This is a genomic window from Anaerotruncus massiliensis (ex Togo et al. 2026) (genome assembly GCF_030825285.1).
Lineage (GTDB): Bacteria > Bacillota > Clostridia > Oscillospirales > Ruminococcaceae > Anaerotruncus > Anaerotruncus massiliensis.
The window spans coordinates 1-13,818 of sequence record NZ_JAPJQF010000023.1 but is presented as its reverse complement, the minus strand read 5'-3'; the positions used below and the strand labels follow the sequence as shown (position 1 = coordinate 13,818).

The 13,818-nt window shown below is 64.6% G+C and carries 12 protein-coding genes; 1 reads left to right on the top strand and 11 read right to left on the bottom strand.

Translation table 11 applies throughout. The annotated features are described in order from the left end of the window. Position 1 precedes the first annotated feature (1 nt). The 11 genes from pilM to spoVG all read right to left on the bottom strand — a co-directional run bounded on the left by pilM (position 2) and on the right by spoVG (position 11,735). A complete protein-coding gene (gene pilM / locus RCI06_RS08550) occupies positions 2–961 on the bottom strand; it encodes a type IV pilus biogenesis protein PilM (protein ID WP_101549871.1) in 960 nt (319 codons plus the stop codon). Positions 962–976: 15 nt separating this feature from the next. Continuing rightward, positions 977–1,252, bottom strand: coding sequence for a type II secretion system F family protein (locus tag RCI06_RS08545; protein ID WP_306575615.1), 276 nt, complete (start codon positions 1,250–1,252; stop codon positions 977–979). Positions 1,253–1,255: 3 nt separating this feature from the next. Continuing rightward, a complete protein-coding gene (locus tag RCI06_RS08540; protein ID WP_306575583.1) occupies positions 1,256–2,164 on the bottom strand; it encodes a type II secretion system F family protein in 909 nt (302 codons plus the stop codon). Between the two features lie 270 nt (positions 2,165–2,434). Next, positions 2,435–2,611: a hypothetical protein gene (locus tag RCI06_RS08535; protein WP_306575580.1), complete on the bottom strand. Its 177-nt coding sequence runs from the start codon at positions 2,609–2,611 to the stop codon at positions 2,435–2,437. Positions 2,612–2,679: 68 nt separating this feature from the next. Continuing rightward, positions 2,680–4,179, bottom strand: coding sequence for a recombinase family protein (locus RCI06_RS08530; protein WP_172439180.1), 1,500 nt, complete (start codon positions 4,177–4,179; stop codon positions 2,680–2,682). A gap of 142 nt (positions 4,180–4,321) precedes the next feature. Beyond that, positions 4,322–6,364 (bottom strand): diguanylate cyclase, encoded by a 2,043-nt coding sequence (locus RCI06_RS08525; RefSeq protein ID WP_276874856.1) that lies wholly within the window; start codon positions 6,362–6,364, stop codon positions 4,322–4,324. Positions 6,365–6,385: 21 nt separating this feature from the next. Then, complete coding sequence (locus RCI06_RS08520) at positions 6,386–6,742, bottom strand: Hpt domain-containing protein (protein WP_101549864.1); 357 nt, start codon at positions 6,740–6,742, stop codon at positions 6,386–6,388. A gap of 512 nt (positions 6,743–7,254) precedes the next feature. Then, positions 7,255–8,679 (bottom strand): GntR family transcriptional regulator, encoded by a 1,425-nt coding sequence (locus RCI06_RS08515; protein WP_101549862.1) that lies wholly within the window; start codon positions 8,677–8,679, stop codon positions 7,255–7,257. 113 nt (positions 8,680–8,792) lie between these two features. Then, complete coding sequence (locus tag RCI06_RS08510; RefSeq protein ID WP_306575576.1) at positions 8,793–9,725, bottom strand: dipicolinate synthase subunit DpsA; 933 nt, start codon at positions 9,723–9,725, stop codon at positions 8,793–8,795. Between the two features lie 95 nt (positions 9,726–9,820). Beyond that, the gene (locus RCI06_RS08505; RefSeq protein WP_306575573.1) at positions 9,821–11,248 is read right to left on the bottom strand and encodes a D-alanyl-D-alanine carboxypeptidase family protein; all 1,428 of its coding nucleotides are present in this window, start codon (positions 11,246–11,248) and stop codon (positions 9,821–9,823) included. Between the two features lie 169 nt (positions 11,249–11,417). Further along, complete coding sequence (gene spoVG / locus RCI06_RS08500) at positions 11,418–11,735, bottom strand: septation regulator SpoVG (RefSeq protein WP_101549856.1); 318 nt, start codon at positions 11,733–11,735, stop codon at positions 11,418–11,420. A gap of 191 nt (positions 11,736–11,926) precedes the next feature. Here spoVG and murC point away from each other — a divergent pair, with 191 nt between their 5' ends. Next, complete coding sequence (gene murC / locus RCI06_RS08495; RefSeq protein ID WP_306575570.1) at positions 11,927–13,288, top strand: UDP-N-acetylmuramate--L-alanine ligase; 1,362 nt, start codon at positions 11,927–11,929, stop codon at positions 13,286–13,288. Positions 13,289–13,818 lie beyond the last annotated feature (530 nt).

Genomic DNA, 13,818 nt, shown 5'->3' with positions numbered 1-13,818 from the left:
TTTATAACCGAATCGCCGCTCCCACGGCGTAGAGGTATTCGCTGTATGGAAAGTCCCCGGGGCATTTGAAGCCCTCGGGCGCCGCCGCGGACGCCGCGTCGACGCGCAGCGCCTCCCGGAGCTCGCCGGCCAGCCGCGAATCGGCCGACAGGTCGGAGCAGAGGAAAATCCGCCTGACCGGCCGCTGCTTATCGTGCATCAGCTGGAACTGAACGAGGCGGGAAAGCTGGGCCGTCGCCGCGCGGGCCAGCCGCTCCTGGCGGCTTTCGGCGTCCGCCGTCTCGGGCACGAGCGAGGAGAGGATGTATTCGTTCTCCACCGGGCTCTTCGGGGCCGCGACCTGCGCCTCGCGGTAGAGGCGGGTTCCGCCGCCGCCGAAAAGGCTCAGGCAGAGCTCGTCCTCCCGCACCCCCGCGTAGATCACCGTTTCCTCCTTCGGGAGGTCCCGGTCGAGCCGGCAGGCCTTGAAGGCGGCGTTGCACGCCACGTCGAACGCCTCGGGCCGGAACCCGGCCTTGCGCACGGCGTCCCGGTAGCCGTCGACGAGCGAGCGCGGCACGACCGCGCACCACGCCCGGAAAAACTGCTTTCCCTCCCGCTCGGTCGAGCCGAGCAGGACGTAATCCATCAGGCTCTCCTGCTTGGAGGCGGACAGGTGCGCCGCCTCCCCCGCCAGGATCCGGTCGAGGTCCCGCGGCTTGGCGGCGGGCACCTCCAGCTCGCGGAAGGAGATCGCCGGGCTCGTCACCGCAAGGCACATCCGCTTCCCGCGCAGCCCGTTTTCCCGCGCCACGCGCGCCAGCGCCTCCCCAAGCTGGGAGGAGTTGACCACGATGCCGTTTTTGACGCAGCCCTCGGGGGTGGGCATCCGCCCGAAACCGGCGATCTCCACCCCGCGCCCCCTGCGGCGCGCCGAAACCATATGGATCCATTGCGCTGAAATTTCCACAGATAAAATCATCTGAAAAATCCTCTCCTACAGGACCGTCCCGTACATGCTGTAGATCGGCAGCAGCACCGCCGCGATCACGATGCCGATGATGATCGCGATCACGATCATCATCAGCGGTTCCACCAGCGTCACCATCCGCTGCATCGCGGTCTGCGCCTCGTCGTCGTAGAACGCGGACAATTTTTCCAGGATCCGGTCGAGGCTGCCCGACTGCTCCCCGACGTAGATCACCGAGGTGACCATCGGGTCAAAGAGCCCCGTCTTTTCAATCGCGGCGGAGAGCATCTCCCCCTGCTCGATGTCCTAGATGACCTGGCCAAACCGCCCCTCGATATAGCTGTTGCCCAGCACGCTCACCGCGATGCTCACGGTGTCGAGCATCGAAATGCCGCTCGAATAGAGGATCGAAAGCGCGTCGGTCATCCGGGAGACGTAGACGGTCATGATCAGCTTGCCGAAGACCGGGATCCGGATTTTGAGCCGGTCGATCCACATGCGCACACGCGGCATCCCGGACAGGAAGATCCAGCCGAGTCCCAGCAGGAGGACGGCGACGACCACCAGGTACCAGCGGTTGGTGAGAAAGCCGCTCACGGCCATGACGCCCCTGGTGATGGGCGGCACCTCGGCGCCCTCGAACATCGTGAAAAAGCTCGGCAGCACGAAGACGAACAGGCCGATCACAACCCCGAGCGTGACGCAGACGAGCAGCACCGGGTAGACGAGGCTGCTGCGCACCTTGTTGAGGATGCGGTTCTCCTTTTCGTAATGCTCGGCCATCCGCTCCATCACCCGGTCGAGCGAGCCGCTCAGCTCGCCCGCCTGGACCATGTTCACGAGCAGCGGCGGGAAGACGCCCTCCTGCTCCTTGAACGCCTCGGTCAGCGAAAGGCCCTTCTGGATGTCCTCGTAGAGGCGCAGGTAAGCCTTGCGGGTCTTGGGCCGGTCGGCGCGACTGCAAAGGATGTCGATCGCCTTGAGGACGGTGACGCCTGCGGCGAGCATCGTGCCCATCTGGCGGCAAAAAAAGGCGACCTCCTTGAGTCTGACGCGCTGGGGCCTGTGGGCATCTTCCCCGATTTCCTCCAGCTTCAGGCTGTAGAGGCCGCCGTCCTTCAGCTTCCGGAAAGCCGCGTCGCGGCTCTCCGTCTGAACAACGCCCCGAAAGATTTTGCCGTTTGCGTCTCTGGCAACATATTTGAAACTCTGCAAAACGGCGGCCTCCTTTGGGTCAAATTCGGGCAGGAAAGTTTTCCTGCATTCCGGACTTTTTAAGATAGTCACATTCGCCCGTTGCAACAAATTGATCAAGTTGAAGTGTTACCGTGTAAAAGGGTTTCCTTTTTTAGACAATTTTGCGCGTTTTATTTAGTGATATTATAGCAGTTTCCCATTGGTATTTCAAGGGTTTTGGAGCTTGATCAGGATGGAATATTTTATGTTTTTTGCATTTTACTTTTGTTTTTCCTTCTTTTTCAAACTTCAAAAAATAATTTTGTGACCGCAGGCAGCCGTTACACATGCCACAATAATCCATGAAACCGCACAACCGGCCGGGCCCGCGGCCCGGCCGGCATCCTGCACCTTACGAATCTGAAATCCACCATTTTTTCCGGATTTTTGCAAAAACGCAGATTTGCCCACCTGATCAAGCAGCAAAGGACCGTGATTCCTGCATTTTCACCGCCTTCGCGCCGCTTTTCGCGCGTCCCCGACAAGCATCAAATCTACCGCTTTTTCGTGATATCGGCGCAGCGCAGTCTGATCACAAGAGCCTTATCCGCCGACGCTTCGACCCGTTCGATCAGCCCGAGCGCGAGCCCGCGGGTGAGGACTCCGCCGCCGAGAAGCTCCGCCGCGCGGGCCCTGAAGTCCTCCCGCGACTCCTCCCGCCGTCGCGCGGCGGCGAGCTTATCCGCGAGCGCCTGCTCCTGCCGCCGCATCCGCCCGGCGAGCGCGTCGAACGCCTCCTGCCCGACCCGACCCTCCGCCCGGTCGCAGTAGAGGGCCGCCAAAGCGTCCCGCGACCGTTCGAGCCTGCGCGCGAGGATTTCCGCCTCCTCCCCCGCGGGGCCCGCGGCCTCCTCCGCCAGTCCGCCGGGATCCCGCACCTGGGCGAGCAGCTCCGCGAGGGAGGCGCGGACGGCCTCGAGCACCGCCTCCTCCCGCAGGTAGTGGGCGGTACAGCGGTGCTCCCCGGGGTTCCGCTTCCACCCCGCGCAGACGAAGTAGCGCGCCTTGCCGTTCGACCAGAGGGTCATCGGCGCGCCGCAGTCCGCGCAGAAAAAGAGCCCGGTCAGCGGCCTGGGTTCCGCGGGCTTCCGCCGCGCGGCGTAGCCGCGCACCGCGAGCAGCTCCTGCGCGCGCTCGAACGTCGCGGAGGAAACGATCGCCTCGTGCGTCCCCTCCGCGACCAGCCACTCCTCCCGCGGCAGGCGGCGCACCCGGTCCAGCTTGTAGCTGACCTTCTGCGACATGCGGGAGACCAGGTCCCCCCGGTAGGTCGGCATCGACAGGATGCGGCGCACCATCGGATAGCTCCACCCCGCGCCGGGCTTTTGGCCGCAGGCCATCCGCTTGCCCGCCGAGGGGGTGGGGACCCCCTCCTCCGTCAGCCGGCGGGCGATGGCCGACACCGTCTGCCCGCCGAGGAACCAGGCGTAGATCCGCCGCACCTGCGCGGCCTCCTCCGCCTCGACCACAAGATGGTTCCTGTCCGCCGGGTCCTTGCGGTAGCCGTAGGGCGGATAGGTCCCGATAAACTTGCCCATCTGCCGGCGCGTCTGGAGCGCGGCGCGCACCTTGCGGGAGATGTCCTTTGCGTAAAGGTCGTTGAAGACCGCCCGGAAGGGGGTCATATCGCTCTGCTCGGCGGCCGTGTCGATGCGGTCGTTCACCGCGATGTAGCGGACGCCCCGCTCGGGAAAATACCGCTCGAGGTAGTAGCCCGTCAGGATGTAGTCGCGCCCGAGACGGGAGAGGTCCTTGGTGAGCACCGTGTCGACCCGGCCCGCCTCGATGTCCTCCACCATGCGCAGGAAGCCCGGCCGGTTGAAGTTCGTCCCCGTGTAGCCGTCGTCCGCGTAGATTTCCACGACGGGCAGGCTGTTTTTCCCGCAGTAGTCCAGCAGGAAATCCCGCTGGTTCCGGATGCTCTGGGAGGCGCCGTCCCGGTCGCCGTCCTCCTTGGAAAGGCGCAGGTAGAGCGCCGCGCGCGCCGCGCTCACGGCCCCCTCCGTTCCCGTTCGTCCATCTGCCCACCCCCTGCCCCAATATATGCCGCGCGGCGGCGGACCATGCGCGGGGCGGGACGCGGAAAGACCGCCGCGAAAGCGGCGGTCTCCTGTTCCGGTATGCGGGGGCGGCGGTTCAGGCGTCCATCGGCGAAAGCACGCTCAGGACCCCCTGCATCGAATCGTCATAGAAGCGGTAGCGGTCCTTCCCGCCCTTTTTCGCCACATACAGCGCCTGGTCGGCCGCGTGGAAGAGCGCATCGTACTGGGTGCCGTTTTCCGGCGAGAGGGCGATGCCCATGCTGATCAGGATTTCAAACGACTGGTATTCCCCGTGCAGCGCGTCGAAAATCCGCCGGATCACTGGCTCGATCCCGCCGCTGTATTCGAGGAAGATGAGGAACTCGTCCCCGCCGATCCGCGCCGCGATGTCGCCGCCGCGCACGCTCTTCTGCACGAGCCGCGCCACATGCTTGAGCACCTCGTCCCCGAACATGTGGCCGTACCGGTCGTTGGCCTCCTTGAAGTTGTCCAGGTCGAAGAGCACCATCGCGTAGGACCTGTCCCCGCGGGCCAGCGCCATCTGGATCCACCTGCGTGCGGCGGCGTGGTTGTTGAGCCGCGTCAGCGAATCCTGTTCGGCCATCCGCCTGAGCTGCTCCAGCCGAAGCTGCTCCTCGTGGTCGTCCACGAATTTGCCGATGACCCCCGCCTGCTCGGTCCCGTTCCCCTCCCAGAGGGGGCGGGCCACCGCCTTGTACCAGCGCCTCTCCCCCTTGACGTTGAGGCAGTAGGTCCCGCTGACGATCGGCTTTTCGGGCGTCGCGCGGCGCAGGCGGCCCTGCAGGTCGAGATAGTCCGCGATAAGGAAGACCCCGTGCAGCTCCCCGTTTTGCTCGGGATGTTCGATCAGGACGTTCAGCCCAAGCTGGCGCGCCCCCCATTCGGACAAGGTGAGCAGGTCGGACTGGTAGCTGTATTCAAACTGGATCTCATTGGACATCGAGGCGAAGAACTGGTACTTGGTCCGCTCCTGCTCCAGCAGGGTGAGGGTGCGGTTGGACACCTTTGAGCCGGCGATCGCCTGGGTGGAGAGCTCCCGGATGTTCGCCTCGGAGACGTCGTTGAGCGAGCGCAGACGGAGCTCGTCGTCCAGGCGCGGCCCCAGCTCCCGCAGGCACTGAAGCAGCAGCGGGTTGAAGACGCCGCACTCCCCGCCCATGATCATCCGCATGGCCACGCCGTGGGGAAAGGCCTGCTTGTAGACCCGCGTGCTCGTCAGCGCGTCGTAGACGTCCGCGAGCGCGACGACCTGGGCCTCGACCGGGATCTCCTCCCCCCGCAGCCCGTCGGGGTAGCCGCCCCCGTCATACCGCTCGTGGTGCCAGCGGCAGATGTTGTAGGCCACCTGGAGCAGCTCCTCCTTGTGGCGCAGGAGGGCGTCCTCCATGATCTGCGCGCCGAGGGCGCAGTGGGTCTTCATGACCTCGTATTCCGCGGGCGTCAAGGGGCCGGGTTTATTCAAAATTTCCTCCGGGATGGAGATCTTTCCCACGTCGTGCAACGCGGAGGCGTTAACGATCAGCGCCGACCGGGCGGCCGTGAGGGGGTAGCGGTCGGTGATCTCCTGGAGCTTGCGCAGGAAAATCTCGGTGAGGGTGCGGATGTGCAGCACATGCAGCCCGCTTTCCCCGTTGCGGAACTCGACGATATTGGATAAAATCTCCACCATCAGGAAGTTGTTCCGCTCCTTCTCCACGATCTGCTCTGTTACCATCCCTTCCAACGCTTTCTGCTTGGAGTAGAGCATGATGGTGTTGCGCACGCGGCGCTGGACGGTTTTTTCATCGAACGGGCGGCTGATGTAGTCGGTGGCCCCGAGGTCATAGGCGTGGTCGATGTAGGTGGACGCGGTCTCCGACGAGATGGTGATGACGGGGATGCGCCCGATCCAGCCGTTCTTGTTCATGAGCGCCAGGACCTCGAAGCCGTCCATTTCCGGCATGACGATGTCCAGCAGGACAAGGGAGAGCTCCTCGCTGCGCTGGTGCAGGATGGCGGCCGCCTCCACGCCGTTGGCGGCTTCCAGGATCTCGTAGTCCTCCGAAAGCATATCCGCCAGCAGGGAACGGTTCATCTCCGTGTCGTCCACGATCAGTATCATGCCTTGCTTTTTCATGGCCGTCCTCTTTTCAAATCCTTAAGCCTGCGCCAGCTCCCGGATCCCGTTGATGGTTTTCTGGTAGTCCTCCCCGACCCGCCGGAGCAGGCCGGGCACGGCGTCCGTGAAAGCGCCGCCGCGCAGCTCCTCGCACAGGTCGCCGGCGGACCGGTACAGGGCGGTCAGCCCCAGGTTCAGGCAGACGCCCTTGATGGAATGGGCGGCCCGGAACGCCTCCTTCGCGTCCCCGGCCTCCACCGACCTGCACAGCAGGCCGTAACTGGGCTCCTCGGCGAACTTGAGCAGGAAGCGCCTCACGCGGTCCTCGTTCCCCATCCGGCGGAGCACCTCCGTATAGTCCGCCCCGATCAGGGCGTAACATTCCGCAGTCGTCATCGACGCACGATCCCCTTTATCCGCCCGCGGGCGGTCATTTTATAGTCTTTTGCCGCCCCCTTCCGGGCTTTTCCCCGGAAAAGGACGGCTGACTTCCACCGTATAATCGTCCCTGATCCTCATAATACCTCTATTTTAACGTGTTTGTGACCAAGAAGCAAGACGAATCTGAAATTTGGGTCCGTTCCCCGGCGGATTCCGCCGCATGGAAAGGCCCCGGCGCGCCCCCATCGGGGCGCGCCGGGGCCTTTCGCGGAGGGCTTACCGTTCCGGCTCCTCCCGCATGGCGCGCAGCAATTCCAGCAGCAGCTCCCGCAGGGAGGGGCCGTCCTCCGGTGCGAAGACGAGCCGGACCGTCGGTTCCGTTTTTTCCATGCGCCCACCTCCGACACAAGTATATGTCCCGCCGCGCCGCCCAATGCGGACGGGGGAGGACAAAAAAAGGGCCGCCGCTGTGACCGCGGCGGCCCTTCGGTTCCGTCCCATGCTTTGGACCCGGCCGGCTCCCGTTTTCAGAGGACGCCCCGCTCACGCAGCCTGCGCCCCGCCCCCTCGAGGACATGGAACATCAGGCCGCTGAAGCCGCGGGCGAACCGGCCGGCGTCCCGCGCGGCCAAACCGGCGCGCATCTCCTCGATCAGCTCCCGGCGCTCCCCGGAGACGGAGCTCCCCCGGGCGAGAAAACGGAGGATGACCCCCCAGCCGAACAGGTCGGACAGCTGCCCGTAAAGCTCCCGCAGGCAGGGGGAGGCGTCGGAATCCGCCACCAGCTCCATGCAGGTGAAGGGGACAATGTCATAGGCGGTCTCGCTCCGGAAGATCTCCGCCGCGCGGCGGACCTTGTCCGGCCTGAAGTGGGGGAAGGCGGCCAGCATGACCGCCTCGCCCGTCAACGCGAGCATCTGCACCGTCTGTAAAAAAATCTTCAGGTTTTTGCGCACCGCGGGGGCCTGAAGCCCCTGCCGGGCGACGCTCTCCTCCTGCGGGATGACCCGCGTGCCCCGGCCGTTGATCGTCTCGGTCAGCCCGAGCCGTCCCAGCAGCACGAGCGTCCTGCGGATCGTGATCACCGAGACGCCGTACTCCTCCGCGAGGTCGGCGGCGGAGGGGAGAAATTCCCCGAGCCGGTAGTCCTCGGCGTAAATCTTCCGGATGAGCTTCATGGCGATGAAAAAGCCCTGCTGCGGCCGGCCCTTGTAGACGCGCCAGGTGAAGGGAACCTGCTCGGACGCGGGCGCGTACCGGGACGCAAGCTCGCCGAAGTGGGCGCGAACATGCACGTCGCAGTTCCCGAAAAAGCGGCAGATCAGCGTTCGCAGCCGTTCGGAGTCCTCCGCGCGCCGCGCGTCGATCATCTCCATGAACCTGCGGCGCAGGTTTTCCGAATCCCGCTCGTTCTCCGCCTCGTCGGTGAAGAGGCCCCGCAGGTAGGTCATGCGGCTGAAGACGGAAATCTCCCAGAAAAAGGAGGTGAGCAGCGGGTTGCCCAGCGGCGCGAGAATCCGGCAGAAGCATTGGAGCTGCGTTTGAAGGTTCTGTATGCGCATCTTCTCCACCGAAAGGGCGAGTCCGTCCAGCCCCTCCCCGTCCATCATCAGGAACCCCCGCAGGAAGATCTCCGGCAGAATCTTTTTCGCCATCCAGGACAGGTCGAGGATGGCGTCGCGCCGGGCCGCGAAATAGGCGACGCACACCTCGCGGCATTGGCCGCCCGGCGCCCCCCTGATCACAACGGCGTTCCTCCCGCGCGAGATCGACAGGTAGCCCCCCTCCTCGAGCATGTGGTAGGCCTTGCGGATGGTGCGCGTCGAGACGCCGAACATTTCGCGCGCCTCCCCAATCGAGGGCAGGGTGTCCCCCTCCTGGTAGAACCCGAGGCAGATGCGGGTGAAAAAATAGTCATAAATCACGCTGTAAAGTCGCTGCTCTCTGTTCAATTGTGCCTCTCCCTCCTCACAAAGCGCCCTTCATCATGTTACCGTTCTATTTTATCAGTTTAGTGTCTAGAAGTCTATGTCCTATTTGTAAATACTTCCATCATCCGCTTTGTTTACGCAACCTTTCCCCGCGTCCCGACCCCGCGCACGGATCGGGCCTTTTCCGCCCGAACCGTGGTCCCTTGCGCTCCACCCCTTCCAAAACCTTCGGGAGCCGTCTTTGGGGACAGGCGCGGGCGGGCCCGCCCGGCCCGCGAAGCCGGGCGTTCCGGGCGTTTGGGCGGTGGTGCAAACGTCCGCCCTACCCCGCCCGGCTTTGAAGCAAGATCGATCAGCAGCGTATCCGGGCCCAGCTTCTCCAGGATGTCGGCGGTGAGGATGCGGGCGGGCACCGTGTTGAAGAGGACATCCATCCCCCGGACGTGCTCCGCGAGCGTCGCGATATGTACCGCGCGGCATCCCTCCGCCTCGATCTCGGCCAGGTCGCCGTGTTTGCGCGCCGCGACTGTGACATCCGCGCCCATCCCGCGCAGGATGCGCATCAGCGCCTTGGAGATCCGCCCGTGCCCGGTGATCATACAGCGGGAGCCGAACAGGGAGATCGGCAGCTCCTCCATCGCGATCGACGCCGCGCCCTCGGCGGTGATGACCGCGTTTTTCACGCAGAGCTCCTCCCGTTCAAAGTAGTCAATGATCGTGACGCCGCAGCTCTCGGCCAGCGCGCGCATCGCCGGGCTCACCTTGCCGCCCAGCACGCAGGCGCCCGGCTTGAGCCCCGACAGGCAGTCGCACACCCGCACCTTCTGCTTGGAAAAGGGCGCGTTCACATGCCGTTCGTCGGTGCTCATCGGCAGAGGAAAGATGATCACGTCGCACTGCGGCAGGACGTCCTCCGGGTCTTCGGCGCACACCAGGCTTTTCTCAAGCGCGCTGTTCGTTTCGAGCAGCATGGCGTAAACCGTTTTCCCCTGTGCCGCCAGCCGGTTTGCGACGTGCGCCTGGCGCAGGTCCCCCCCGACGACGGCAAAGGTTTTATATGCAGTCATAAAAGTACCCCCATAGGATTTTACTGGCATACTCACGTATACCCCATCCTATGAGGGTCTTTTCGATTCGGTGATTGCCCGGCGGGCGAATCCCCCTATTTCAGCTCCTCCACGTCGATGATCCGGATCTTGTCCTTCGCGTCCTTGCCCGTGCGCACGTCGATGAAGGTTTCCGGACGCGGGCGCGGGCGGGCCTGCGGGGGCGCGGCGCGGTTCACGCGGCGGCGCCTCCGGCGCATTTTGCGGTAGCGCGCCCGCAGCACCGCGCGCACGGCCAGCAGCAGGACCGCCAGTCCCAGCAGCACGCCCCCGAGGATGCCGGCCCAGCGCAGGAGCATGGGCAGCGGGCCTTTTCCATCCTCCGGCGGCGCGGCGTCCGCGGGCATCGTCTCCGGCTGCGGCAGCGAGAGGGCGAGCGGGACGGTCCCCACGAGCTCTTCCATCCGCCCGGGGGGCGAGGGGAGCACCAGCTCGGCGCGGGCTTCGGCGGCCGTCTTGGGCGTCAGCGGATCGGGAATGGAATAGCGCACCCCAAGGTCGTCCGCCGTCGTCCCGGCGGGGAGCAGGACGGAGACCTCCCCCTCCGCCGCGAGGGACGCAGTGAGCGTCCCGCCGTCCGCGCCCGTATAGGGGGCCTCCCGCCGCTCGATCTTCGAGGCGGGCACGGCGGTCCGCGAGAAGGCGCCGAAGCCGTAATCGAAGAGGTTGGTCGAGTCGATGTACTGCGCGTCGATGACCCCGTCCGAGTGGAGCACGATGCAGATGAGGGTCACGCCGCCCCGCTCGGCAAGCGTGACCAGCGTGTGGCCGGACTCCTCCGTCCAGCCCACCTTGCCCGCGAACGCGCCGGGATAGGTGTCGTTCAGCGTGAACATATAGTTGCGGTTGTTGAGCCGCCGGGTCTCCGCCTGCTTGTTGGTGGGAGGGATCTCATAGTGGGTGGTGCCCGCCAGCGTGCGGAACTCCGGATGGCCATAGGCCTCCCGCGTGATGACCGCCATGTCCCGCGCCGAGGTGTAGTGCGCCGTGTTCGGCAGGCCGTTGGCGTTTACAAAGTTCGTGTTCTGAAGGCCGAGCTCGGCGGCGCGGCTGTTCATCCGCCGCGCGAACGCCTCGAGCGAGCCGGCCAGATGGACGGCGAGCCCGTTGGCCGCGTCGTTGGCCGACTCGACCATCATCGCGTATTCCAGCTGCTCGACGGTGAGCTGCTCGCCCCCCGTCAGCGCGATGTGGGTGGTGTCGCGCGGGACCGCGAAGACCGCCTCGTCGGTCATCGTCACCACGTCGTCCGGCTGCGCCTCCTCCATCGCGATCAGGCAGGTCATGAGCTTGGTGATGCTCGCTGGATACATTTTTTTGTCGGGATTCTTCTGGTAGAGCACCTGCCCGGTGTCCGCGTCCACCAGGATCGCCGCCTCCGCATAGAGGGTCGGCGGCTGCCCGGGATTCTGTTCGGCCGAAGCCGGGAGGGAGAGGGGCAGCGCAATGAGCAGCGCCGCCAGCAGGGTCAGGAACTTTCGCATGGCCACCTCGTCGTAATCAAGAATTCGCGGCAGGGCCGCGGGAAACCGTCTGTGGATTATTTTAACACAAAATCCGACGGGGTTTGCGTGCGGCGCGCAAAAATTCACAGATGCTTAACAAATGCCTCGGACGGCAAAAATACCGCCCCGCGTTTCCGCGGGGCGGTATTCATTCCCCGGCTTCCTGGCCGGCGTGCAGGTGCTCCTCGAGCTGCTGGGCGCCCTGCTGCGCCGCGAGGTGCTCCTGGTAGGCGGAGAGGATCGCGTCCTCGAGCTGGCGGCGGGCGGCGGTCGTGATCGGGTGGGCGATGTCCCGGAAGGCGCCGCTGTCGTCCCTGCGGCTGGGCATCGCCACAAAGAGGCGTTCCGGGCCCTCGATGACCTTGATGTCGTGGACGGCGAGCTCTCCATCGATCGTCACGGATACCAGCGCGCGCAGGCGGGTATCCTGATAGGTACGGCGGATTTTGATATCGGTGATCTGCATGGTGAATTTCCTCCTCGGGTTTTGTCAAAGATGCTATCGATAGTATTCGGCGGTTTTCCAAAAGTTATGCACCACGCCCTGGCGCACTTGAATTTTTCACCAATCCGTCCTATACTACATACAAGTAAAATATCCAAGCAAATTTGACGGGAAAGGCTCGCTGCCTTTCCTTTTTGGAGTTGAAAGCGCGCATGTTCGACGGAAGCCTCCTGAAAACGGTAAAGCACATCCATTTTATCGGCATCGGCGGGTCGGGAATGTTCCCCATCGTGCAGATTCTGCACGCGCAGGGCTATTTCATCACCGGCTCCGACAACAACGAATCCGACACCGTCTCGCTCGAACGCAGCATGGGCATCCCGGTCGCGCTCGGCCAGCGCGCCGAAAACATCGACGGCGCGGACCTCATCATCTACACCGCCGCGATCATGGCCGACAACCCCGAGCTGATCGCCGCGAAAAAAAGCGGGGTCCCCACCGTCGAACGCGCAGAGATCCTCGGCTACCTCACGAGCCTCTACCACGAGTGCATCTGCGTCTGCGGCACCCACGGCAAGACCACCACCACCGCCATGCTCACCCAGATTCTGCTCGGCGCGGGCCTCGACCCGACGGCGGTCATCGGCGGCAAGCTGCCGGCCATCGGCGGCAACGGCCGCGTGGGGGAAAGCGGCGTCATGGTGTGCGAGGCGTGCGAGTTCAACGACCACTTCCTCCAGCTCGATCCCGACGTGGCGGTCATCCTCAACGTCGACGCCGACCACCTCGAGTATTTCGGCACGATCGAAAACATCGTCAAATCCTTCCGCATCTTCGCCGGGATGGCGAAAAAGGCCGTCATCGTCAACGGCAGCGACGAAAACTCGATGAAGGCGGTCTCCGGCGTCACGGGCAAGGAGATTATCACCTTCGGCTGGGAGGAGAGCTGCAACTACTCCCCCGCCGGCATTGTCCATGAGGGGGCCGTCTCCACCTTCGACCTGCTCCATCACGGAAAGCCGCTCGGCCGCTTTACCATCCATGTGCCCGGGCGTCACAACATCCTCAACGCCGTTGCCGCGATCGCCGCCGCCATCCATGCGGGCGCGCCCGTTTCCGCGATCGCCGAACACCTCGCGAAGTTCCGCGGGGCGGGGCGGCGGTTTGAAATCCTCGGCGCTGTGAACGGGGTCACAATCGCGGACGACTATGCCCACCATCCCGCCGAACTGGCCGCGACCCTCCGCGCCGCCAAGGAGCTTCCCTTCCGCGAGGTGTGGGCGGTCTTTCAGCCGTTCACCTATTCGCGCACCCAAATGCTGATGGACGACTTCGCGCTTGCCCTCGCCCTCGCCGACCATGTTGTCATGTCCGAAATCATGGGCAGCCGCGAGAAGAACACCTACGGCGTCTACACCAGCCAGCTCGCCGAAAAAATCCCCGGCTCGGTTTGGTTCCCCGCGTTCCCCGAGATTGCCAGGTACGTCATGGCCAACGCCAAGTCGGGCGACCTCGTCCTCACCCTCGGATGCGGTGACGTCTACAAATGCGCCAAGCTCATGCTGCAAAAATAGGTTTATCTGGAAAAGGGCCCACCGGCATAGCCGGTGGGCCCTTTTGGGTTTGCCGCTCATCGAGCGGCGCAATTTGTCGGTGGTCGACCGACGGCGGTTTTAGGTTTGCCGCTCAGTGAGCGGCGTAGCTTGCCGGGTCCCGCCCCGGAGTGAGCTTAGATTTGCCGCTCATCGAGCGGCGCAGTTTGTCGGTAGTCGACCGACGGCGGCCTTAGATTGTCCGCTCGGCGAGCGGCGGAGCTGCCGGGTCCCGCCCCGGGGTGGGCTTAGATTTTCCGCTCATCGAGCGGCGCAGTTTGTCGGTGGTCGACCGACAGCGAGTTCCTTTCTTGCTTGCCCAAGAAAGGAACCAAAGAAGGGCACGAGGGGCTGCGCCCCTGCGACCCCAGCGCCGCCTCCGGTTGGCCTTCGGCCAAAGTCGGCGGCGCCCCGTCCACGGATGAGCGGACGAGCCTACAGCATCCCGCCAGCCGCCGCGCCGCGGGCGCAATGCCTCTGCCGGCGAGTCTCCGGTACCGTACCGAAAGTGC